The organism is Pseudomonas sp. IT-P2, assembly GCF_949767575.1.
GTDB lineage: Bacteria > Pseudomonadota > Gammaproteobacteria > Pseudomonadales > Pseudomonadaceae > Aquipseudomonas > Aquipseudomonas pharyngis.
The window spans coordinates 85105-108804 of sequence record NZ_CATKQA010000046.1 but is presented as its reverse complement, the minus strand read 5'-3'; the positions used below and the strand labels follow the sequence as shown (position 1 = coordinate 108804).

The following is a 23700-nucleotide window of genomic DNA, read 5'->3' as shown; positions in this document are numbered from 1 at the left end:
GCAGCTTGCGGCCACTAGTCAGGATAGGGATTCGAACACCCTACTAACTCCTTCAAGGCCGCGTCAGGCCACCAAATTGAGCTTTCACGCGGTAATCACACGGCATGCCGCGGACTATTCCGGCCTACGGTATGCCCTAATTTTGCCCTAAACTGACATGTGCCATCATTCGAGGGAGTCTCCATTCGAGCGCCTCCTTTTGGCCATAAATGACCATGCAATGGTTTCCGCCGCCCACTCAAAAAAAAACATTAAAAGCCACTCGAATATATTCAATACTGCGAATGGACATGCTGGATGTATATGCATGTCCCATAGCACTCAGAGCGCGCCCCGTAGCAACTTGATGTACCAGTTAACTGCCTCTCTATTTTTTTCTCTAATCGAGTGTTCATAATTAATCAGCGCCTTTCCAGCCTCAAGACTTTTTCTCAATGCCTCGTCAACTTCAGCAGGAGACAGGCCGTTTTCGTTTTCTTTTTCTGCTTCGCGTAGGAGCTGATCTCTGTATGCGTAATCCATTCTGTCAGAGAGTTGATATCTATTCTTCTCCATCAACGAATAAGCCTGCTTACTCCACGCCTCAAGACTAGATCTTTCAATTTGCAAATCATCTCCGGATGAATCTTTTGCCGTTGCGAGCTGAACATCTGATATAGCTGACTTTATATTTTCGTAAGGATTACAACCTACTTTTTTCATTTTTTCATATTCAGGAGTATCGGGGCGTCTCCACCGCCTCAGGCTGGTATCACATTTTTTGTCGAGCGGGGAAATGAGGGTATACCATTCCAATGCTTGAATAAACTTCAGCTTCTGAGAATGAACAATTTGAGCGTTGGCAGATAGCGCCCGGAGCTTCTCTTTATTCAATGTCGAACTTAAGCGGAGCAATTGATCATTTTTTTGGCCTATCTCTTCTTCTAAAGCATACAACCGAGATCTGTCATCAGCTAATTTTTCCTTCAGGCCTGAAACTTCCTTTCGAGCAGACTCTATTTCCTGAACCTGCGTAGAGTAGCTAGCATTAAGGAAGTTTAATCGCTCCTCTGCGGCTATTTGATCAATTTGTATTTTTGCAAGTTGCTCGCTTGCCAGTTCTTTCTGATAAAGGGGGATCACCGAATAAAAAATAGTAAAAACAGCAATAACCACAAGAACAATTTGACTAACTGAAGTAACTCGCTGCAATATCACGTCAAATTTACCCATATCCTTACCTAACATTCTTGCTCCATGGACGACTAATTAGTGCTGGGCACTCCGCTGTAATAATTGGGACAGATCTATTTACTACCTAGAAATCCAAGATAAATAAATCTATCCCTTTTGCCATCTCTTTTGCCGCCCTCACTTTCCCAGCCCCCTCCTTAACTTCAAAACTAATTAACGTAATCGATCGAGAAAAGAGCGCTATGAAAGGTTAGGATCTACATATAAATCCTAACACCTGCTTTGCCAATACTCCTCACAACCCTCGTTCTCACTTCTACTTACCACGGTTTAGCAATGGCAAAGCGAGAAGCAATATGTATCGAAAATCCAGAATCGGTAGCAATCGCTAAATCATTCAAAAAACCAGATACCGACCTAAGCGTCCCGCAATCAAGGTGCGCACTCCCAGCTCTTCCCGTATTCCAAGGAAACATTGGCATCGTGAAACCATGAGCGAAGCTATGACGAACCTTAAAGACCTCATTCAGACGGTTAGTAACCATAATCGAGGCGGGTAACGTAGCAGAACCAAATCGTATATTTATCCAACTAGGCCATGGGTCAAAGTCTGAGCACTCCATCATGAAATTCCGAACATTCTCTGCATTCGGAGTGTTCAGTTTCTCGATAGCCTTTTCTGTTCGCCTTCGAGAAATTTCATGTAATGTCCCATACCCTGGAGAGACTGTACTGAATATAGCACCGTACTTTTCTCGCATAAGCCGTTTTACATAGGAATCCCAAGCAGCAACGTGCGCTGCTAACGCGGCATGGAGCAATATAGCTTTTTCCTTATGCAATTTCGCACGTCTGAGTTGTCCTGCATGACTAATAAGATAATCTGCCTTGCTTCTTTGACTTCCATAATCCACCAAAGCTCTCGACGGCATAGTTAGAGCACATCCACAAATTTAGACAAGGCTTCCTTATAGCCAGACAAAGGTGACACGTTAATCTGAATCCGCTCACCATTAATCATCTTAGGTCCCGCTTTTAATTTATGCATAGGGGTGCCTGTAAGAGCTGAAACAATAGCAGCCGTATGATAATCCGGTATTTCAATAAACCGCTCGGCGACACCTACGGACGGGTTAGCGAATATGGACCGATGATTTTTTTTAACAAGTTCAACCGTTCTAGTAATCGCCGTCGTTGCTGCCTGCGAAGCTTTACTGGCTTTCCCGTCAAACAAAATGATTCTATTTGATACGAACGTATGCATTTTCGGGAGAGAAATACCTTCCTCTTTCGCACGCTTATAAAAACTTAACCGAGCAAAATTTGCAAGATAATCATCCCCCTGACCATACAACAAAGCAATAATATTTTCCATACCTCGTCGAGAGCTTTCATCCGCAGTAAATGGCACAACCAGATACTCTGCTGCAGCGATAGCTAACTGCGTATAAACAGCAAAACTAGGATTGCAATCAAAAAAGAAAACCGCCTCATTGGAAGATGCTTCAGTCAAAGACTCTTTCAAATCTGCAATCCACGAAATAACCTTTTTCCACGAATCAAACGGCACCGACAACTGGGACGTTTGTCTAATCGCCTCACCGAGAACCTCAACCAAGTTATCCCCACAAACCAACGAAAGATTACTTGGAGCCGCACTATTATGCTCACTCACATTAACAGCAAACTTCACTGCATCCGGAGTTTTATGGAACGGAGAGTTTAATCGCTCTTCGAGATACCCTCCAACACTCTTTCTAAATTTTGGATTGGCAAGGCATTTTCTAAGAACTAATCCTCCTTTATCTTGGCCACCCAGGAGCATTTCCGAAACATTCGCCTGAGGACATAGATCAATCACATACACATCAGTATTCGGATTTCTATTTGCATACTCACAAGCCGCAATAAAACAAAGAAAACTCTTCCCAACCCCACCCTTATTGTTCCAAAATGCATAAGAGGACATAAAAACCCCTAAATCTATACAACTAGTTAATCGAAATTAGAACACCACCCCCGTAGAGAATCCTCTCCAACCCGGAAAGCGATAACATTACACAGCTACCATCGCTTATAGATTTGAGTAGTGGATGACGCTACTTTAACGGCACTGTCGATTGAGCACTAGCAAAAAAACCGTAGAAACACTCCACCCAGAGGTAACCGTTTTCACAAAAAGAAGAGGAAGGCAGAGAAGGCTTTGGCGCCATAACCGAATCTGTTACTAGAGAACCATCCTTCTCCCCTCCCACTACCAACTCCTCGAAAGCAACCTCAGAGCATCAGCAAGGCCCTCCCTATCCATTCCTGATAAACTCCCCCACCTCCCAGCCACACCGATTCCGTACCCCCAATGCCCCCAATCACCGCTACACCCGCCACACTCTCCCGCCGTTTCTCCGTCGCGCCGATGATGGATTGGACTGACCGCCATTGCCGGTACTTCCTACGCATCCTGTCGAAAAACGCCCTGCTCTACACCGAGATGGTCACCACCGGCGCTTTGCTCAACGGCGATCACGAGCGTTTCCTCCGTCACAACGACGCCGAGCACCCGCTGGCGTTGCAGTTGGGCGGTAGCGTTCCGCTGGACCTGGCCGCTTGCGCACGTATGGCGCAGGAGCACGGTTACGACGAGGTGAATCTGAACGTCGGCTGCCCGAGTGATCGGGTGCAGAACAACATGATTGGTGCGTGCCTGATGGGGCATCCGCAGTTGGTGGCGGATTGTGTGAAGGCGATGCGTGATGCGGTGTCGATTCCGGTGACGGTGAAGCATCGGATCGGGATCAACGGGCGGGACAGTTATGAGCAGCTGTGCGATTTCGTCGGCACGGTGCGGGATGCCGGGTGCACCAGTTTTACGGTGCATGCGCGGATTGCGATTCTGGAGGGGTTGTCGCCGAAGGAGAACCGGGACATTCCGCCGTTGCGTTATGACGTGGCGGCGCGGTTGAAGGCGGATTTTCCGGGGCTGGAGTTTATTCTGAACGGCGGGATCAAGACGATGGAGGCCTGCCATGAGCATTTGCAGACCTTTGACGGGGTGATGCTGGGGCGCGAGGCGTATCACAATCCTTATCTGCTGGCCGAGGTGGATCAGCAGTTGTTCGGCAGTAGCGCGCCGGTGATCAGCCGGGCCGAGGCGCTGGCGCAGTTGCGGCCTTATATAGCCGAGCATTTGCTGGCCGGCGGCGCGATGCATCACATCACCCGGCATGTGCTGGGCCTGGGCACCGGGTTCCCGGGGGCGCGCAAGTTTCGTCAGTTGTTGTCGGTGGATATCCACAAGGCCAAGGATCCGCTGGCGTTGCTGGATCAGGCGGCGGAGTTGCTGGCCGGGCGTTGATCGACGCTTGGAGCGTGTGGGCAACGAATGAGCGTTGCCCGGTGTTTTGCTGTACTGACAGGATGTCTTTTGGTTATGCCCACGTTCAGCTGTGTTTTATTCAAGCGTTTCACCCTCCTCGCTTTACTCTCGACTCTCTCTGCAAGCGCCTATGCATCCTGTGATTTTGCGAAGGGGTGCGGCAACGGGGAAAATGGCCCTTTTCAATCTACCCAGATGTCTGGTTTTCTGGTTTTCACGACGACGATGGTCACAGTCGACGGGATGTCGGACATTTCCGGACTGAAAAAACGTGTGTATTCGGTAGAGGAAATTGAAGCGGCACGTTATTTCCTCGCCAGTGACGGCGTGCTGCAAGCCGCGTATTTCACCTCGGCGTTGCAGCGGTTTCGTCAGGATTCGCCCGACTCTGAATTGAATGACCTCGCCGTCGCTGCGCTGCTCAGCAGTCAGTAATCAGCTTGCCGCCGCAGCCGTCCAGTTGACCCAACCAAATTGCCAGGTGGCGAGGATCAGCAAGCCGAAGCCGATCCGATACCAGGCGAAAGTGGCGTAGCTGTGGTTTGCAATGAACTTCAGCAGGCCGCGCACGGCAATCATTGCGAAGATGAATGCTACGACGAAGCCCAGGGCGAAGACCGGCAGGTCGCTGCTCTGGAACAGTTCGCGGTACTTGTAGCCGGAATACACCGCAGCGCCGACCATGGTCGGCATTGCCAGGAAGAACGAGAACTCCGTGGCGGCCTTGCGTGACAGGCCGAACAGCAGACCGCCGATGATGGTGGAACCGGAGCGCGACGTGCCCGGAATCATCGCCAGGCACTGTACGCAACCGATCTTCAGGGCGTCGGCCCACTTCATGTCGTCCACATGGTCGACGCTCACTACATGATCGCGCTGCTCGGCCCACAACATCACGATGCCGCCCACCACCAATGCAACCGCTACGGTGATCGGGTTGAACAGGTATTCATGAATCGTGTCGGCGAATAACACGCCGAGAATGACTGCCGGGAAAAAGGCGATCAGCAGATTACGGGTAAAACGCTGGGCATTGCTTTGGGTCGGCAGGCCTTTGACGATCTCGAAGATCTTCGGGCGAAACTCCCAGACCACCGCCAGAATGGCGCCCAGTTGAATAATGATGTTGAACGCCATGGCGCGTTCACCGCCGAATTCCAGCAAGTCGGCAACAATAATCTGGTGGCCCGTACTGGAAATGGGCAGGAACTCGGTCAGGCCTTCTACCGCCCCAAGAATCAGCACCTTGAACAAGGTCAGTAAATCCATTAATCCTCCGTCAGAGCGCTCTTTGCGGGCGCCCTGTTAAATGCATTCAGGCATTGAGTATCTGAAGTAAAACAATTGGCAGATGTACACCCATTGCCCGACTCGGGGACGGAGAATATGTCTTATCAAAAGCCACACTCAAGGCATGTTAATAAACGTCCGTGTGTGAACTTGTCGACGTTATAGCCAAAAGACAGGCCTCTCCATAAAATGTGACCCACCTCACACTGCTCTGATACGTATGCAGTTGAGTGATGGCCAAGGGACATAAAAACAGCTCGCGATAATTACAAAATAGTGGCACCATTCCATATTGCCACCATCTAACGGCCTCAATTCCGTTAGTTCACAGCCCCGAAAAAATCAACTAAAAGCTTGAATCGCTTAATTATTGTTAGAAAACTCGGGAGCCACGTCTAAAATTCGTCCAAATGTTACCAATTGTCAGTCACAGATGAGAACCGGTGCTTTAACATCCCGATGTCAGCACCTTTTCGAGTCAATGCATGATGCTCACAGGTAACTTAGCGACTAGAAGCCCGCGCCGCACAAGCGACGAACCAGGTGTTCTCACCCTGGGTCGTACCCGTGGCGTGGCTGAACACTTTAGCGCGCTAATCGCAAAGCATGTGCAGAGCGGTGTGGCTGTTGAAGCCGACGCCTACATTAGTTCATATCAGCACAACGAATATCACGGCCTGTATCGGGCGATCTTCATTATCATCGACAGCCCTCAGGCACTCGAAGATAACCTTGCACTGGTGGAAAACCTGCGCAACGACAACTTGAAGCCGATTATTTGTGCAGTGATCACGGGGCGCGGCGCCCACAACAAGATCAAGTACTTTCTGGCCGGTGCCGACTTCTGTATCAAACTCAATACCTTGTCCGATGAAAGCGCGGAACTGCTGGGTGAGTTCTTCGACAGCGAAGAATGGCAGCGGGATATCAGCCTGGTGCTGGACCCCACCCGCATCTGCCTCTCGGACACCAGCAAGAAACTGGATATCTCCTTTGCCGAAATGAAGATCCTGCAAGCCTTTGCGCAGACCGGCAATCACATTCTCAGCCACGATGAAATCGCCAGCATCATGGGGCTGAACACCCAATTCTACGACCCTCGGGCGCTGGAAAAATCCATCAGCCGCTTGCGTGGGAAAATCAAGGACGTGTACGGTACGAACGCCATACAGAGCATTCGCGGGTATGGCTATCGTCTGATGAGGGGGTTGATCTCAACCCCCTGATTCAGGGAAACACTCTTTTGCAGCATACGAGGGAACGTCTGATGCAACGCTTCAAACATCCGCTTTCTCATAGTTTTAACCGCGTCACATATCTAATAAAAAGCTGTCAATTGCATGAGCGCTGCAACACTTAAACATAACAATAAACCATTACTCTAACGCAGACCGAGTGGAACTTATCGAGGCCATCTTTGGGCCCAGACCCTGCCTGATCGATTAATTCCGAGGAAAACATTGCTCGCCTGCCATTATTTTTTCGCCAAATTTGGTGTGTACTTTAGGAGAGAGACATGGAAACCAGCACGACCCTCCCAAGAAAATACTTTGTTGTCGTGACTAACAGCTCAGCGTCGCAACGCGAACTCGAGAGCATTCTCTCCAGTGAGCGTTTCAATTCGTTCGGCACGTCTCAGGCACAAATGTTTATTGAAGGTGTTGCTTCGCCCTCTTCCACTCCGATGCTGATGGAGTTCACTTACCCACGCGGCACAAGGAAGCATGTCGCACGTAGCATCGAACATGATACCCAGCGCTTATTGGCCACCCTCGAATCGGAATGGCTGGCAGCACAATCGGCGCATTCATTCCACAATTCCACGGCCATGTCCGAAAACCCTACTGACACTTCCCGAACGATCGAATCCGACGCGCCCTGCACCGAAGCCTGGCATCTGGACAATGATCAGGGTGCATTGACCAAAGAGGGTGTCGAAATCAGTCTCACCGGGCTTGAAACCGCACTGGTGCGCAAGATGCTGCACCATGAAGATCGTGTTGTCAGTCGGGACGATCTGATCCTCAGCATCGGCCGCGAGCCGGAGCAGTACCGGGGACTGGAAATGTGCCTGAGCCGTCTTCAAGACAAATTCAAGAACGCCAGCAACGGTGAACGATTGTTTCGTGCCGTGCGCAATCGCGGTTATTGCCTGATCCAGGAAGTTGTTGCCTAAACAACATCCCCCACTACAAGACAAACAGATACAAGTGCGATTACAAAAATAAAAAAGCACTCTGTTTGGTTTCACCCCTCCCTGGTTATACCCGCCTCCTGACCCCACCTACGATAGCAAACACAATATTGATTATTCACCCCCTGCCTTTCGACCTTTTCTAACGTTTGAATATTGGAAATTTAAATAAGTTGGCACTGTGCCATCTTGTTAGAACTCGTCAGACAGCATCCCCGGCAATAACTTAGTCTATTGACTGACGACAGTTCCGCATTCCGGCGTTGTTACCTCAGGACACTGACTCAAACAACAATAACAAGTCTGCTTAACAACTCGGTTTTCTACTGTCGAAACCTGAACGGACGTCTTTTGGGGATATCGTATGGATCTTTCTCTTCGTATCAATCGAAACACCGGCCTCAAGGGACTGACCTTTTGGGGCCAATGGGCGCTGGCACAGAGTTTCATTGTTTCCCTGTTGTTCATACTGGCCGAACAGCACACGGGCACCGTCGAGTTCTACTATCGGATGTGCACGATCCTGGCCGTACTGGCCTCGGTGCCGGCTTATACCTTCAGCGGCGCGTATCGAAAGCGAGACAATTACCTGACCGGGCTGGGTCGACTGTTCATGGGCTGGTTCATGACCATGGCCGGGCTGGCGTTCATCGCCTTCATCTGCAAGGCCGATGCGCTGTTTTCCCGCCAGGTCATCCTTGAGTGGGCGGTGTACGGTTTCCTCGGTCAGGCGCTGTTGTACGCACCGCTGCATGCGTTCTCGAAGTTCTACCAGCGTTCGCGCAAAAGCGAACACAAGACCCTGATCGTCGGCACCGGCGAACTGGCGCTGGGTCTGGCGAAGAAGCTGAGCCAGCATGAAAACCTGCCGCTGGTTGGTCTGGTCAGCAACGGCGATACCCCGTCGCTGGAAGCGGACGCCCCGCGCGTTGTCGGCGCTCAGGACGAACTGCTCGAGCTGATCCAGACCCACGACATCCGCCGCTTGTACATCACGCTGCCGCTGTCGGAAGCCGCCAAGATCGAGGCGATGTATGTGGACTTGCTGGATGCCAACGTTGACGTGGTCTGGGTGCCGGACCTGAACAGCCTGACGCTGCTCAATCACTCGGTGAAAGTCGTGGACGGTCTGCCGGCGATCTACCTCAACGAAAGCCCGCTAACCAGCCGCCCGACCGCTGCGCTGAGCAAGAGTCTGGTGGAGAAAGCCGTCGCCCTGCTGGCGATCATCCTGTTGAGCCCGGTGCTTCTGGCCGTGGCCCTGGCGGTGAAACTCAACTCGCCGGGCCCGGTGTTCTTCAAGCAGGATCGCCACGGCTGGAACGGCAAGGTGATCAAGGTCTGGAAATTCCGCTCGATGCGCGTTCACGATGACCGTGACGTCAAGCAGGCCAGCCGCAACGATTCGCGCATTACCGCGGTCGGTCGCTTCATCCGTCGCACTTCGCTGGATGAGCTGCCGCAACTGTTCAACGTGCTGCAAGGGCACATGGCACTGGTCGGCCCACGTCCGCACGCCGTGGCGCACAACAACTACTACTCGGGCAAGATCCTCGCCTACATGGCCCGCCACCGAATCAAACCGGGTATCACTGGCCTGGCGCAGATCAGCGGTTGCCGGGGTGAGACAGACACCCTCGACAAGATGGAAAAGCGTGTTGAGATCGACCTGAAGTACATCAACAACTGGTCGCTGTGGCTGGATCTGAAAATTCTGGTGAAGACGCCGTTCACCCTGTTGTCGAAGGATATTTACTGAGACGCAGGGCTTGAGAAAGCAACACCGCAAGGGGACGAAAGTCCCCTTTTTTGTGGGCGGGGTTTGGGGTTGGTCGGGGTTCTGAAACCGAGGAGTGACAGATGCTCTGATGTCGGCTGAGCGGACGCCTTCGCGGGCAAGCCCCGCTCCCACAGGTTTTTGGGTGATGCCGTAATCTTCAGCATTCCCCGATCCTTGTGGGAGTGGGCTTGCCCGCGAAAGCGCCGGATCATTCAACACCAGATTTGAACCTGCCAACCACCCGCAACACACCAGCTCCCACAGCAATCACGGCTGCATCAAGATCCCCCTTCACCACAAACAAAAACGGGAGCCATCAGGCTCCCGCTTTAATTCTCCGCTCCCCCCAAACTTACTCGGTAATCTTCCCGAAGTTCCGGTAGAACATGTCCCCTTCACGGCTGTCCGTCATCGAATGCAGCTGGAAGCTGCGATTGAGCCGTGCGCCACCGTCACGGGTCAGCGGTGCCCACACCAGGTTGGCGCGGCGCATGGTCGACATGCTCATCATTTCGTCGAACGGGATCGACAGGTATAGCCCCTTGTCGAAACTACCCTCGCCATACTCGGCGCTGCCGGCGGTGGTGATGGTCGCCCAGGCGCCAAAGCGTACGCCGTTGAAGAACTCGCGGGAGATATCCACCGTGCCGCCAAAGTCGCCCGCCAGGTAACGCCCGACGCTGACCGCGGCCAGCGTGTCGAACGGCAGGTCGGTGTAGCCAGTGATGTGGCCGGTCCAGACCGAGTAATCACGCAGGCCGAAACCCTGGTCGAATTCACGCTGACGCACGTAGTTCAGGTCCGCACCAATCGACCAGCGCTTGCCGGTCGGACGAAACAGCACCTCGCCCCCGACCCCGGCGAACATCGATTCCAGATAACCGCCGTAGACCATGCCGTACAAATCCTTGTCCAGTTGCTCGGCATGACTGACCTGGAACAGCGGCATGGTGGTGTCCGACGTGGTCAGGTACTGACGCAAGTCGGTGCGCACACGCGGCAGGCCGCTGGGCGCGTCGTAGGTGAATTTGTCGAAGTTGTTGATCAGGTTCTGACTGAGCAGACCGTTCCACCAGGTGTTGCGGTTGAAGCGGTACTCGGCATCCAGATCCGCCGTGAACTGATAGAGCAAACCATCGGGGCCGCCGACGTTCTGTTTGAAGCCCAGGCCGACGCCGTAATTGAAGCGCTGCGGCGCTTCGGTGTAGAGGGTTTTCTCGTTGCGCGGCATTGCCGGGTTGATCTCGGTGGTGCGGTGCAGCGACTCCAGCGGTTCCTCGTTGTTGAGCACTTCGCGGAAGGTCTGCCGGGGCACGCTGGTTTCTTCCAGCGGCAGGTCGTAACGCTTGTTGACCACAGTGAACCAGTCGATGTCGTCGTTGACGCTGTTGTCGAGAATCCGGCTCGCGCGGCCGACGGCCTTGGGCGAATGGAAATAACGCTGCTGCTCGCCGTACACGATCAGTTCGGAATCGCGCTGAGTGATGCGCTCGACCTTGTAGCCGGCGTTCTGCTGCAAGCGGCGCGACACGTCAGCCCAGTTGACCTCTTCCATGGTCGCGGTTGGCGCCTTCGCCGGCAGCGGTTCGGCCGGTGGGTCGAAGGTCTTGGCCGGGGCCTTGCGACTGACGAAATTGGTGTGGAACGTGATGCCGAACATCGCCGTGTTGCCGCGCTCCCAGGCCGCACTCAGATCGACGGAATCGGTCACCTTGAACACCGCGCCGAGGTTGATCGGCGAGTCCTGCTTGATGATGTTGTCCTTGGGCTCGTGCTTGTAGTCGTTGCCTTCGTATTCGAGTTTCAGGCTGAGGCGGTCCCAGGGCGTCTGGTAACTCACGCCGCCGAAAAACGACGGCTTGCCGCGGAAGTACGAGCCGGCGTTGACGTCACCGGTGCCTTCCAGATCCGGGCGGGTGTTGAAGCGGTCACTGATCGAACCCAACGGGTTGTCGACATCGCCACGATTACCGATGTAACCCCAGGCGATGCCGGCGCTGAAATCGAAATTGTCCCAGCGCTTGTTGGCCACGAAGAATTCACTGGCAAACAGACCGGTACCGCCGATGTCTCGAAAGCCCAGCGCCACTTCCGGCGCCCAGTGGCTTTCCTGCCACAGCCGGACCTTGGCGTCGACCGCCTTGTCCTTATAGCTCTGGCTGCCGCTCAGCGCTTCGGAACCGTACGGACGGTTGGTGATGGCGGTGTAGCGAAACGAACCTTCCAGCCAGTCGAGCGGCTGCAACGAAACGCTGTATCGGCTGTACGGTTCGGTGCGGTTGGCGTTGACGCTCAACTCACCGGCGGGCGACATGCGCGCGGTCGGGGTCTGCAACAGACCGACGCCGCCGAAGTCATTCTGGGTAATCCGTGGCTCGGCATGCACCAGGCCACACGGCAATAACAACACAGCTGCAAAACGCAAATTCAACGAACCACCTCAGCCAACTGCGTGGCAATCAATTCGGCCAACTGCTGATTCAGTTCAGGGACAGGCGGATCCAGATCATCGTTTTTCACCGGCACCAGAATCTTGCTGCCGGCCACGGGCATCTGCCCGCTCTCGCGGTTCCAGTGGGCGATGCCGACCCGCCGCGATTCGCCGTTGGGCTGGATCAGCCACAGGTAATCGGCATCGGTGTCCGCCGTCAGCAACGTGCAGCCCTGCAGGTATTCGCGGGCTTCCTGCAACGGCTGATAAGGCAAACGGCACGGCTCGGCGACCGCGCCCAGCACTTCGACCTCGTCGACCCGTTTCGGGTAGATCAGTTGATCACCATCGTCGAGGCGGATGTTGCGGGCGAAACCGACTTCCACCGCCACCGGATCGAGATCGGCGATCTGCCGCCCGGTCACCGGCATCTGCCGGACCTGCTCGGCCAGGCGCTGTGCCAGCGCCGCTCGACTCGGTTTGTCGAACAGCATCGCCATGCGCTGCAGCACGTCCAGATCGAACAGCACGCCGACCTTCAGCCGCGTCTGTTCTTCCAGCAATGACTGACGCAACAGGACGCCCGCCAGCCAGTAGCCTTCGGCATTCGGCACGGCCTCGCCGATCACATCGCGCAAACGTCCGCCCGCCGGCAATTCGATCGGGCCCGGGTTGGCGACATCACCGCTGACGATGACCGCGGCCTCGCTGGCACCGGCAAGCAACATCAGGCACGCCGAGAGCGCTCTTAGCCGCTTCACGGGACATGCCTGCGGTCAGGGGTCAGCTGCACGATCCTGACCCGCAACTGCGAGGTCAGTTGCTGTTCACTCTGCACAATGAAACCGTCCACCGGATCGACCCAGTAACGGTTGGTCGCGCGCAGGCCGATGGCCGGCGCGTCAATCTGCTCATCGACGCGCAGCACGGAGTATTCCTTGTCGAGAATGTCGAGGGTTTCCAGGGATTTTCGGGAGAAGCGGCTGTTGATGATGATCCCGACTTCCTGGCCCTTGTAGAGGTCGATCCAGCGGCGGCTGGTGTAGCCGTCGGTGATGCGATGCAGGCCCTGTTTGAACGGCGAGTCATCGGACAGACGCGTGCCGTCCAGATCGCCCTCCACACCCAGGCCCACAGTGCGCATGGCCAGGCCGTCGCGCATCAGCAGCACCTGCTTGCCGGAGGCGACCCAGAACTGCAGGTCCTCGCGCTCGCGCACCAGCGCCAGCACCCCGGAGCCGGACGGCGTGGTCAGTTTGAGTTGGGGATACTTGACCCCCGCGACCTGCTCCGCCGACACGTCCAGTTCATCCGGCCCGATGACGGCGGATTTGAGGTTGTTCAACGAAGCGCTCATCAGCGGATTGCAGCCACTGAGCAACACGGCCGCCATCAGGCACACGCCCACTTTCAACGTTTTCACAGTCGGCGGCCTTATTTGCTGTTGTTACTGTATTCGCTCCAGTTCTTCGCAGCGGAAGCCCCGGTCCCGACAATCGATGCCGACGGCACCAACTGGCTGATCAGGCGATTCCAGCGAGTCACGTTGGCAGGCCCGACGTAGACCACGTCCTGGGGCCGCACTTCGAAGTGCGAGGCGAGCGCCATGGCGGTCGGCGATTCGGCTTCCAGCTGATAGATTTTCGCCGGCTCGACATCGAGGTTTTCCACCCCGCGAATCACATACACGGCGTTGCCGTTGGAGGTGGTCTGGCTCAAGCCGCCGACCGATCCGAGCACGTCGGACAGGTTCATGGTGGCGGTCTTGAAACTCAGCGCACGGGGCTGGTTGACCTCGCCCATCACGTAGATGCGCTTGTTGTCGTTGTACGGCAGATACAGCTGATCGCCCCCCTTGAGGTAGACGTTCTGCAATTCGGAATCCTGCTGATTGAGCGCATCGAGATTGAGCGGATAGACCCGCCCGTTGCGCGTCAGCATCAGCCCCGACAAGTCGGCATTGTTGGTATCGACACCGGCCGAGCCGAGGGCTTCGACCACGCTCAGCGGGTTGGTCGAAATCGCCTGGGGGCCAGCCTTGGTTACAGCGCCCGAGACCACGACTTTCTGGCTGGCGAAACGCAGCACCGCGACATCCACTTGCGGCTCGGCAATGAACGCCGAGAGGCGTTGCTCGATGTCCGAACGCAGTTGCTGGATGGTTTTGCCGGCGGCCTGGACTTCTTTGATGTACGGGTAATACAACGTGCCGTCGGAACGCACCAGACGACCGTTGGCATCGATCTGCTGTTGCGCACCCGAAGGGGCGGTCAGCTCGGGGTGATCCCAGACCGTGATGTACAGCACATCGTTGCTGCCGATGCGGTATTCGGCCGGGGTCGCCAACAACTCCGCCGGCACCGACTCACGTTTGTACGTGGCGCGGTTCATGGCGATGAGCTTGGGGGTGATCGGAATGAGCTCGACCCGGCTGCTTTCGCTGGCGCCCTGGCGCGTGATGCTACTGGTGCTCAGGTACTGGCCGGGGGAGAACATGCAACCTTGCAAAGCGATACTTGCCAACAATAAAAGAGAAAAACGACGGGTCATAATGGCACTACGCTATTCAAGGGCGAATCCAAAAACAAAGTCACCCGACTTTCGTCGGGCGACCCTGTACTGCACCAACAGATACTTCAGTTAGTTGTGCGTGCCGGTTGTACCCGTGGTACCGGTGGTACCCGTTGTACCGCCGTTGGCACTTCCACCACTGTTGGACGCCGCTACAGCACTGGCGACCATGGCAGTACTGGCAGCAGGCGCTGTAGAAGCCGCAACACTGCCAGATACATTGGTCACTGCTGTAAGCGGCGCTTCAGCTGCGGAGGCCCAGTTGCTCAACATCGTCAACAGGGCGATCGCCATCACTTTCTTCATATCAACTCCTTTCTAACATCGCACCTGAACATCGGGTGTTGGTTAGAGGTGGTAGAGTTCAAGTCGCAAAAAGCGCGAACAAGATCCGTTGTTCTTTCACAGTCTTACGCAACTGATAAAAGTCGAACGGCAGGTTTATATCTACGGACTTGCAAAAGGCATTGCCAGTCTAATTTCCCGACGATATCTAACAACCTGACTGAAACTAACATTGCACTAAAACGCCATCATCCCTGATAACCCCGGGGATGATTCGATTGCCAGCGCCAGGTGTCGGTGACCATGTCCTGCAAGTTGCGTGTGGCTTTCCAGCCGAGTTCCTTGGCGGCCTTGGAGGCGTCGGCCCAGCTCTCGGCAATGTCCCCGGAACGCCGTGGCATTACCCGGTAAGGCACCGGCTGCCCGCAGGCCTGCTCGAAGGCCCGCAGCACCTGCAACACACTGTAGCCGTCGCCGGTGCCGAGGTTCCAGGTATGAATGCCGGTACGGTCGGCGATGGTTTGCAGGGCTTTCAGGTGCCCGTCCGCCAGGTCGACGACGTGGATGTAATCACGCACGCCGGTGCCGTCGACTGTCGGGTAATCGTCGCCGAAGATCGACAACTCCTTCAGACTGCCGACCGCCACCTGGCTGATGTAAGGCACCAGATTGTTGGGAATGCCGTTGGGGTCTTCGCCCATCTGGCCGCTGTGATGCGCGCCGATCGGGTTGAAGTAGCGCAGCAGCGCGATGCTCCAGCGCGGTTCGGACTGGCACAGGTCGCGCAGCACGTTCTCGACGATCAGCTTGGACTGGCCGTAGGGATTGGTCGGAGTGCCGGTCGGGAAATCCTCGCGGATCGGCATCTGCGCCGGCTCGCCGTAGACCGTGGCGGACGAGCTGAACACCAGCCGGAACACCCCCGCCGCTGCCATTGCCTGGCACAGCGTGATGCTGCCGCTGACGTTGGTTTCGTAGTATTCGAGCGGCTTGCGCACGCTCTCGCCGACAGCCTTGAGCCCGGCGAAATGCAGTACGGCATCGATGGCGTGCTGCTGGAAAATCCGGTCCAGCAGGGCCCGGTCACAGACATCCCCGCGAATCATCAGCGCACTTTTGCCGCAAATGGCTTCTACCGCGTGCAAGGCGGCGTCGCTGCTGTTGCAAAGATTATCCAGAACTACAACTTCATAACCTGCTTCAAGTAGTGCAAGTGTGGTGTGCGAGCCGATATAGCCGGCGCCACCCGTTACCAGAATCTTCATAGCGCGGTCCATAAGTGGGAAAAGTGCCAACTCGCGTGTCAAGCGCTGTTTGTTTAATGTGTGTCTTGATTCACACAAACCGCGCGACAACAACCAGAAACAAAAACAGTTCAATCACTGGCTATAAATATTTTTACAAGCCAAACTGTATTGCCTGGTACTTATTAGCACTCCCGCGCATTCATCACTATCAACGGATGCCGACTAAAAATAACCAATAACTGTCAAACCGACATCTCATAACATTGTCGTGTTTTACACTCATTGCTATTTGCCACTCATCTCCCGAGTCAGGTATTAAAGTACAGCTTCAATAACTTGCAACCTTCGTTATTGCAATAAACGATGGCAGTGCGCCATGAATGACCAGGAAACTTTTATGATCCGTAAATGTTTGTTCCCCGCTGCCGGTTATGGCACGCGTTTCTTGCCGGCCACCAAAGCCATGCCCAAGGAAATGCTGCCGATCGTCAACAAGCCGTTGATCGAATACGCCGTTGAAGAAGCACGGGACGCCGGCCTGCAACACATGGCCATCGTCACCGGCCGGGGCAAGCGCGCACTGGAAGACCACTTCGACATCAGCTACGAACTCGAACACCAGATTCGCGGCACCGAGAAAGAGAAGTTCCTGGCCGGTACTCGCGAGCTGATCGACACCTGCACCTTCTCCTACACCCGTCAGGTGGAAATGAAAGGCCTGGGCCACGCGATTCTCAGCGGCCGCCCGTTGATCGGTGACGAACCCTTCGCTGTGGTTCTCGCGGACGACCTGTGCCTGAACCTCGAAGGCGACGGCGTACTGACGCAGATGATCGAGCTGTACAAGAAATTCCGCTGCTCGATCGTCGCCATCCAGGAAGTGCCGCGCGACCAGACCCACAAGTACGGCGTGATCGCCGGCGAAGCGATTTCCGAGGGCATCTACCGGGTCAACCACATGGTGGAAAAACCGGCCCCGCAAGACGCACCGTCGAACCTGGCGATCATCGGCCGCTACATCCTCACGCCGGACATCTTCGACCTGATCGCCGACACCGAGCCGGGCAAGGGCGGCGAAATCCAGATCACCGACGCCCTGATGAAACAGGCGCAGAACGGTTGCGTGCTGGCCTACAAATTCAAGGGGCTGCGCTTCGACTGCGGCGACGCCGAGGGTTACCTGCAGGCGACCAACTTCTGCTACGACAACGTTTACCTGAAGGGCCGCTGAGCGGCCCCCACTGATTCATTGCGGCACGCACATCCAACGAGGCAACCATGAACATTGCACAACATTCCGCAGAGATTGAACGTGAGGTGGACAACCTCGGGGTGATGAGCTGGTTATCCCGCCATCAGCCATTGCCCAGCGCCAATGGCCCGTGGCTGGGCACCCTGCTGCTGGTCGACCGTCTCGGCGTGTTTCCCTCGTCCGGGGACATACGCCGACCGATGCGCGATCCCTATCCTCTGCTCGCCCACCTGAAACGGATCTACGGCGAGCAGGCGCTGGAGGTCGATGACCGCGACGGCCTGAAGATGATCTTCAGCGACTGGCGTTTTCGGGTGCGGATCTGCTGCAACGACCCGGCGATCATTGTCAATGTGGAAACCCGTTGCGTGACGCAGTTGATGCCGCAGAAAACCGCAGAGCTGCTGAGCCATCTGGATCTGTTCGACAACTGACGGCTACTTCGAAGTCTCGCCACAGCTATCCTGTGGCGAGACTTTTTGCTGTCCGCCCACGACCCAACGATAGAAGTAATCGGCAATCACCCGCCCGCCCGTGGCCGGCACCGGATGAATCTTGTCCGGCCCGATCATGGCCGCCGCGTAGCGTTTGACGTCGGTGCCGAACGCACATTGCAGATTGGCATAACCCAGACGCTGCTCACGGGCCCAGGGCTCGATGACCTGCGCATAAGCCGACATCGGATAGGCGCTGGAGCGGGTAGTGTCCTGACGCAGGATCAGGTTGATGCTTGCCGCCGGTTGAATCTCGCGGAGCATGCCGACCAGCCCCTGAACGTTATGCAGATACTGCTCGGGCTTCACGCCAAAACCCTGATCGTTGCCACCGAGCATGATCAGGTAAATGTCTGCGGGAATCTTCGATACCACAGCTTTCCACTGCGCCTGCCAGCGGGCATCGTCGTGGTAGAAATCAGCGGATGCCGCGCCGGACGCCGCCAGTTTCGACACCCGAACCCCGTTCTGATCGTTGCTCAGCCACAGGCCGAACAGGGTCGGCGCGCCTTTCACCACTTCCAGCCTTAAGGCCCAATCGGTCGCTGCCGATGTGCCGGACAGCGGGACTTCCTGTACGCCCTCGCCCGCGAGTTTCAACGGCTGCCAGTCGGCGGAGGGTGACCAGCGATAACGCAACTCACTGGACTCGCCGTTGCCGAGGTAGAGCAGATTCGCCTGAGTGACTGCGGTGTTGATGGCAGGCGTCGGACTGGCCTCGACTTGCAGCCAGGCGCCGGGGTGACCGGTCACCGTGCGGCTATCGGGGCTGGCCTGGCCGAGGCCGGAGACCTGCCAGTCGCCGCCGAAGTATTTTTCGCTGCTGCGGGTGTACTTGAAGTGCGTGCCGCCGAGCGCTGCGCCGTGGTTGAAACCGACATAACCCGGCCCGGCAAACCCGACCTCCCCGGCCACCCGTTGCACCAGTTTGTTCAGGTAGAAGTCCTGCCCCGCGCTGTAGCTGTCGCCGATCACCGAGATCGATAACACCTTGCCGGCCTTGCCTTCGCGCCACTGGCCAAACCGCTCGCGAGCGTCGCCGACCTGCACCACCGACGCCGCCATCGGCGGCACATCATCAACAGCCAGCATGAATCGCTTCCTTCATCGAATCTGCGCCACCGGGGCAATGGTCGCCGCCGGCTTCTTTTTGGTCGCGGCACGTTCGCCGAGGAACAGCACGGAGGTGAAGTTGAAGCGGCTGAAAATCATCGACAACACCACAGGCCCGAGCAAGCCACACGTCAAACCGCAGAACACCAGCACGCTTTCGTCCTTCACACCCAGGCGGCCGAGGATCGAACGCGACGTAGCGGCGAACAATACGTGAAAGAGGAAAATTGCGTAGGAGTAACCGCCAAGCCAGGTCAACGTCTTCGAGCGCATGTCACTCGACAGTAACGCGATGCAGGATACGCAGCCCACCGTCAGGCCGATCAAGCTGCGGCGGTCGACAATCAGCTCGCGATCCACCGCCGCCACATACAGCAGCGTCAGCGAGATCAGCACAAATACCAGCGGGCCGATCACCTTGAACGTCTGCTTCAGCTCGCTGACTTTCTCCTGGCCGATCATGCCCGCCACGAAGAACGGCAGCAGATAAATCGCCCCGTTGATGCCGAACGCATCCACGGGAAACGGCGGCAACAGGAACACCGCCGCCGCGAAGGCGAACAACAGGTACAGGCGCGTCGGTGTACGCAACAAACCGCGCCACTCCAGCAGGCCGACGAACATGAAAATGATGAACACCGCCTGCAGAAACCAGAAGTGGTTGATCGGCACGTAGAACGACAACAGCGCATCCATCACGCTGACGTCCTTGTTCACGCCCGGCCCCACCGCCTGCAACACCGAGAACGGCACACCGACGCAAAACAGCGGCACGATCAGGCGCCGCACCTTGCCGCTGAAGAACGCGGAAAAGTCATTACCGCGAATCTTGTAGAGGGAATAGATGTAGCCGGAGATGAAGGTGAACAGCGGCATCCGCACGTACACCATCGAATCGGCGATCACCCGGAACGGCGAGCCGATGTCGATTTTCAAACCACCGCCCAACGGCCCGATCACGTGATAGAGCACCAGCAACAGGCACGCCAGGCCACGCAGGGTTTCGATCTCCAGGGACTTTTTCTTGCTCGACATAAAGCACCCGCCTCAATTCAGAATTCTTGATTCAACCTTCGCCGGTTTGTTCGCCCGCAGCATCAACCCCAGGCCCACGAACAGCACCGGCACCACCATCGAAAAGTGCCGGGCGAACGAACCGAAGTCCGGCTCGAACAAGCCCTGAACCAATAGAAACGCCAGTGGAATCGCGATCAGTTCCTTGGGTTTGGTCTGGATCGGTGCGCCCTTGTAATCGGTCGAGGTGATGACTTTGAACAGCAGCAGCGCGGTCATGATCATCAACGCCACGAAGATCACCTGGCCCGGCCCGGACAGCAGGATCAGCTCAACGGGAAACGACAAGCGGAAGAAAATGATCATCGAGTCCAGGGCCTGCGAGACGAAATCGCTGCCGCTGAGCCACGAGACGATCAGCGATTTGGACCCCTCTTCGCCCGCCGTGCGCAGTTCGTTGTTGCTGGCGCGAATCGACGACACCGGAAAGCCCAGCGCCAGCTGGATCGCCATGGCGACCGCGAGATAGAACAGGAACAGCATCAGGAAGAAGGTGGTGCGCGAGACGTATTTCTTCATCACGCAGACGCCGACCCAGGACAGCGAAAACAGAATCCAGTAAGGCCGGATCAGCACGCCGTAGATCACCGCCGAAAGGAAAAATCCGCCGCGATATTTGCGCGTCAGCGAGCTGAACAGAATGCTCAACACCGCCACCGACACGATGATTTCCTTGGTCAGGTTTTCCAGAAAAAACGAACGTACGATGCCCCACAGGCACAGGGTTCCGAAGATGGTCAGCGGCATGCGCCGGAACACCACCACGGGAATCGCCGTGAGGAAAAAGTTGCAGAACATCCCGTAGGCCCAGGCGTTGGTCAGGTTGATCCCGGTGGGCCGCAGCAGGAATGCCGAACACTCGTAGGACGAGCGATCCGGCGAGAACGGGTTCCAGAAATTACAGTTGTCGGCCCGGGCATAGGACGACCACAGGGTCATCGCATCCGGGCCCGGATCGCGCGGCACCAAGAGCGGCATGGCCACGGACAGAAACAGCCCGGTGAACAGGATCAGGAACGACAGCGACGAATCGAGACGGCGACCACGAAACTCGATGCACGGCAGTTTCAGGCCCATGACACGACAGCCTTTTTCGCCAGCGTGGCACGAGTCAGCAGCGCGATCACGGCAAGCTGCACGATGATCGCGAAGACGTTGCCCCAGGCCGCGCCGTAGATCGAATAATGCTTGATCAGCAGGTAACTGACTGGCACTGAAACCAACAGACAAATGGCCGCGCTGGCCAGGGACACCCGGCTGTTTTTCGAAGCGATCAACCCGCCCCAGACGATGTCGCCAATGGCACGCAGGGCGAAGGAGAAAATCAGCACGCCGAGGATGCCGTTGTCCGGACGCGGAACGCTGGTGGCGACGTAATCGAGCACCACGTTGAAGAACAGATAAATGCCCACTGCGACCGCCGCCGACACCACCAGCGAACGCGCGACCCACTTGTTCACGAACAACTGCCGGACCGTGAACGGTTGCTGATCGGCCTGATAACGCTTGGCGAGCAGCGGAATGCCGACCACCGCCACCACCGCGTAAGACAAAGCCTGCAAGGTGTTGGCCGCCGACCACGCGTACACGTATTTACCGAGGCTGGCGTAAGGTTCGAGGTCGATGATCAGAAAGCGTTCGGCGTACTGACTCAGGGCGATCAGGCCAGTGCCGAGATAAAACGGCAACCCGGCTTTCCACACTGCGGCAGTGGCCAGCGTCCCCTCTTCCCGCCCACGATGAACATTCACCACGATCAGGTAACCGGCGACGATCACCAGCACGTTGGCGATGACCCACAGCCACAGCACGCTGGCGATTGCGGACACCCAGCCGAGTGCCATGCCGCCCACGGCCAGCAGCGCCCAGAGCCCGGTCTTGATGAAGAACAGCAGCGCACCCGCCGTGGCTTTCTGCGCGGAAAACACGAACGAGTTGATCTCGAACGACAGGTGTTCGGTGAGCAGTACCAGCGTCACGCAGGCGATCAGCGCGGTAGTCGCTTGCACCGACTGGAACAGCGAATAGATCACCACCGTCAGCACCGACAACGCCAGCCCTACGGCCAGGTACAGCAGCAGCACCTTGTCCACGACCCGGCGCGAACTGCCGCCCACGCTGATCAGCCGGTTGATCTCGGAACTGAAACCGACGCTGTAGAACTTCGACGCGATCAACGACGCCGCGACCACCACGCCGTAAAAACCCAGCGCCTCGTAACCGAGGTAATGGGTGATGGCGAGCACCAGCAAGAACTTCGCGCCCAGTGCTCCGCCGCGCAGCAACAGCCGGAATATCATCGAATGACGCCCTTGATGATGTCGTCCATGGCCACGGTTTTCGCCTCGATCTCGCGGCAGGTGTCGGTCAGGCGCTTGCCGAAATTCGACAGCGCGTCCGGTGCGTAAACCGTGTCGATGATGGTGTCGACATTGATATCGCCGCCGTTGATCACCCAGTCTTCGACGCCCATGTCCTGATAAGCGCCGAAGCCTTTGCGTTCGTAGCTGATGTGGTACGCCGGCACACCCGAGAGCAGTGATTCGATCGCGCCGTGCAGGCGTACGGAAATCACCAGGTCCGGTTGGTATTTGGCCAGCGTGGCCTTCAGCGGCAACAGGTCTTCGGTGATGCCCAGCTCGCGGTAAAACGCGCCGTCATCGTTACCACGCACGGCGCTCTGTACGGCGCAGACCACTTTGCTTTTGTTCTTCAAACGCTGCAGCAGCACCTTCAGGTTGGCCACGTAGGCGAGTTTCTTCTCCTTGCTCCACGCCGGTGGCTTGCGCAGCACTACGCACACCGTGGCCGGCGTCGAGGCGCAGCGGGTGAACTTGGGTTGCTGAAGGATCTTGCCGGCCAGGGCCTGCACCGCGAGGTCCGGCGCGCGGTAGACATTTTCACAAGCATCGAACAGCGCCGAGGACCGGTTATCGCGCACGAACACCGCGTCGGCGCTGGCGTAGTGGCCGACGATCTTGTCGCTGTCGCCGTGGAACGGCCCGATGCTTTGCGGCAGGTACACCGACGGCACTTTGCTGAGGATTGCGGTTTCCAGCTGCTTGGCGTGGCCGAGTTTCAGCTTGATGTGCTCGAAGGCGCTCTTCGAGCGCATGTAGCCGCCGCCAACGCCGACGATCAGATCGGTTTTCTTCAACAGATCCGCCAGCCCCGCGTAGGACTGATTGAGGAACACCGCTTCTTTGACCCGGCCCAGGCCCTTGGCCGCCATCACCGGCGCGTTGAAACGCGGGTGCGGCAGGTACTTGAAAGAGTCCGGATCGGACGCCACGACACTGATCGCGGCGTCTTCGCCAAAGTTGCGCTGCACCAGCGCGATAGCCAGATCGACCAGCAGACCATCGCCGGAATTGGAGGCACTGTAGCCATGCAAAATCGTTACGTTCATGAGCGGAGTTCTAC

Annotated in this window: 22 protein-coding genes; 7 read left to right on the top strand and 15 right to left on the bottom strand. The window is 56.5% G+C overall.

What is annotated here, in order from left to right:
• Positions 1-321: 321 nt before the first annotated feature.
• From ACM6JM_RS24510 to ACM6JM_RS24500, 3 genes are all read right to left on the bottom strand, one after another.
• Positions 322-1227: a hypothetical protein gene (locus ACM6JM_RS24510; RefSeq protein ID WP_414882647.1), complete on the bottom strand. Its 906-nt coding sequence runs from the start codon at positions 1225-1227 to the stop codon at positions 322-324.
• A gap of 266 nt (positions 1228-1493) precedes the next feature.
• Positions 1494-2087 (bottom strand): hypothetical protein, encoded by a 594-nt coding sequence (locus ACM6JM_RS24505; RefSeq protein WP_414882646.1) that lies wholly within the window; start codon positions 2085-2087, stop codon positions 1494-1496.
• Positions 2088-2107: 20 nt separating this feature from the next.
• Positions 2108-3142: a ParA family protein gene (locus ACM6JM_RS24500; RefSeq protein ID WP_414882645.1), complete on the bottom strand. Its 1035-nt coding sequence runs from the start codon at positions 3140-3142 to the stop codon at positions 2108-2110.
• 387 nt (positions 3143-3529) lie between these two features.
• On the opposite strand from ACM6JM_RS24500, the gene dusA reads away from it, so the two are divergent.
• A complete protein-coding gene (gene dusA / locus ACM6JM_RS24495) occupies positions 3530-4525 on the top strand; it encodes a tRNA dihydrouridine(20/20a) synthase DusA (protein ID WP_414882644.1) in 996 nt (331 codons plus the stop codon).
• A gap of 75 nt (positions 4526-4600) precedes the next feature.
• On the top strand, positions 4601-4981 hold the full coding sequence (locus ACM6JM_RS24490; RefSeq protein WP_064381046.1) for a DUF2388 domain-containing protein: 381 nt from the start codon (positions 4601-4603) through the stop codon (positions 4979-4981).
• On the opposite strand, the gene ACM6JM_RS24485 is transcribed toward ACM6JM_RS24490, so the two are convergent.
• Positions 4982-5815 carry an undecaprenyl-diphosphate phosphatase gene (locus ACM6JM_RS24485; RefSeq protein WP_064381048.1) on the bottom strand — a complete coding sequence of 278 codons (834 nt, stop codon included), beginning with the start codon at positions 5813-5815 and terminating at the stop codon, positions 4982-4984. It abuts the gene before it with no gap.
• A gap of 506 nt (positions 5816-6321) precedes the next feature.
• Here ACM6JM_RS24485 and ACM6JM_RS24480 point away from each other — a divergent pair.
• The 3 genes from ACM6JM_RS24480 (at position 6322) to ACM6JM_RS24470 (ending at position 9789) form a co-directional block, all read left to right on the top strand.
• The gene (locus ACM6JM_RS24480; RefSeq protein ID WP_039772760.1) at positions 6322-7062 is read left to right on the top strand and encodes a winged helix-turn-helix domain-containing protein; all 741 of its coding nucleotides are present in this window, start codon (positions 6322-6324) and stop codon (positions 7060-7062) included.
• A 290-nt stretch (positions 7063-7352) separates the two neighbouring features.
• Entirely contained in the window at positions 7353-8012 is a 660-nt protein-coding gene (locus tag ACM6JM_RS24475; RefSeq protein WP_210710530.1) for a winged helix-turn-helix domain-containing protein, read from the top strand.
• Positions 8013-8394: 382 nt separating this feature from the next.
• Positions 8395-9789: an undecaprenyl-phosphate glucose phosphotransferase gene (locus tag ACM6JM_RS24470; protein ID WP_074689221.1), complete on the top strand. Its 1395-nt coding sequence runs from the start codon at positions 8395-8397 to the stop codon at positions 9787-9789.
• Positions 9790-10162: 373 nt separating this feature from the next.
• Here the strand turns inward: ACM6JM_RS24470 and ACM6JM_RS24465 are convergent, their stop codons facing one another.
• The 6 genes from ACM6JM_RS24465 to galE form a co-directional block, all read right to left on the bottom strand.
• A complete protein-coding gene (locus tag ACM6JM_RS24465) occupies positions 10163-12241 on the bottom strand; it encodes a YjbH domain-containing protein (protein WP_414882643.1) in 2079 nt (692 codons plus the stop codon).
• Positions 12238-13002: a capsule biosynthesis GfcC family protein gene (locus ACM6JM_RS24460; protein ID WP_414882642.1), complete on the bottom strand. Its 765-nt coding sequence runs from the start codon at positions 13000-13002 to the stop codon at positions 12238-12240. Before ACM6JM_RS24460 ends, ACM6JM_RS24465 begins: the two co-directional genes overlap by 4 nt.
• On the bottom strand, positions 12999-13664 hold the full coding sequence (locus tag ACM6JM_RS24455) for a YjbF family lipoprotein (protein WP_414882641.1): 666 nt from the start codon (positions 13662-13664) through the stop codon (positions 12999-13001). Before ACM6JM_RS24455 ends, ACM6JM_RS24460 begins: the two co-directional genes overlap by 4 nt.
• An 11-nt stretch (positions 13665-13675) precedes the next feature.
• A complete protein-coding gene (locus ACM6JM_RS24450; protein WP_172829496.1) occupies positions 13676-14791 on the bottom strand; it encodes a polysaccharide biosynthesis/export family protein in 1116 nt (371 codons plus the stop codon).
• A gap of 90 nt (positions 14792-14881) precedes the next feature.
• Positions 14882-15118: a hypothetical protein gene (locus tag ACM6JM_RS24445; RefSeq protein WP_003226528.1), complete on the bottom strand. Its 237-nt coding sequence runs from the start codon at positions 15116-15118 to the stop codon at positions 14882-14884.
• Positions 15119-15345: 227 nt separating this feature from the next.
• Entirely contained in the window at positions 15346-16362 is a 1017-nt protein-coding gene (gene galE, locus ACM6JM_RS24440; protein WP_039772766.1) for a UDP-glucose 4-epimerase GalE, read from the bottom strand.
• A 379-nt stretch (positions 16363-16741) separates the two neighbouring features.
• Between galE and galU the strand changes: the two genes are divergently transcribed.
• Both galU and ACM6JM_RS24430 read left to right on the top strand, forming a co-directional pair.
• The gene (galU, locus tag ACM6JM_RS24435; protein WP_007951629.1) at positions 16742-17575 is read left to right on the top strand and encodes a UTP--glucose-1-phosphate uridylyltransferase GalU; all 834 of its coding nucleotides are present in this window, start codon (positions 16742-16744) and stop codon (positions 17573-17575) included.
• A gap of 47 nt (positions 17576-17622) precedes the next feature.
• Positions 17623-18030, top strand: coding sequence for a mannose-1-phosphate guanylyltransferase (locus ACM6JM_RS24430; RefSeq protein WP_039772767.1), 408 nt, complete (start codon positions 17623-17625; stop codon positions 18028-18030).
• 3 nt (positions 18031-18033) lie between these two features.
• On the opposite strand, the gene ACM6JM_RS24425 is transcribed toward ACM6JM_RS24430, so the two are convergent.
• Genes ACM6JM_RS24425 through ACM6JM_RS24405 form a run of 5 tightly spaced genes read right to left on the bottom strand, consistent with a single transcriptional unit; the run spans position 18034 to position 23686 of the window.
• The gene (locus ACM6JM_RS24425; protein WP_210710532.1) at positions 18034-19182 is read right to left on the bottom strand and encodes an SGNH/GDSL hydrolase family protein; all 1149 of its coding nucleotides are present in this window, start codon (positions 19180-19182) and stop codon (positions 18034-18036) included.
• Positions 19183-19194: 12 nt separating this feature from the next.
• Positions 19195-20238, bottom strand: coding sequence for an acyltransferase family protein (locus ACM6JM_RS24420; RefSeq protein WP_074689227.1), 1044 nt, complete (start codon positions 20236-20238; stop codon positions 19195-19197).
• Positions 20239-20250: 12 nt separating this feature from the next.
• Positions 20251-21354 (bottom strand): hypothetical protein, encoded by a 1104-nt coding sequence (locus tag ACM6JM_RS24415; protein WP_039772770.1) that lies wholly within the window; start codon positions 21352-21354, stop codon positions 20251-20253.
• A complete protein-coding gene (locus ACM6JM_RS24410; protein WP_414882640.1) occupies positions 21345-22577 on the bottom strand; it encodes a phosphoribosylaminoimidazole carboxylase in 1233 nt (410 codons plus the stop codon). The genes ACM6JM_RS24415 and ACM6JM_RS24410 overlap by 10 nt, the downstream gene beginning before the upstream one ends.
• Positions 22574-23686: a polysaccharide pyruvyl transferase family protein gene (locus tag ACM6JM_RS24405; RefSeq protein WP_108562843.1), complete on the bottom strand. Its 1113-nt coding sequence runs from the start codon at positions 23684-23686 to the stop codon at positions 22574-22576. Before ACM6JM_RS24405 ends, ACM6JM_RS24410 begins: the two co-directional genes overlap by 4 nt.
• Positions 23687-23700 lie beyond the last annotated feature (14 nt).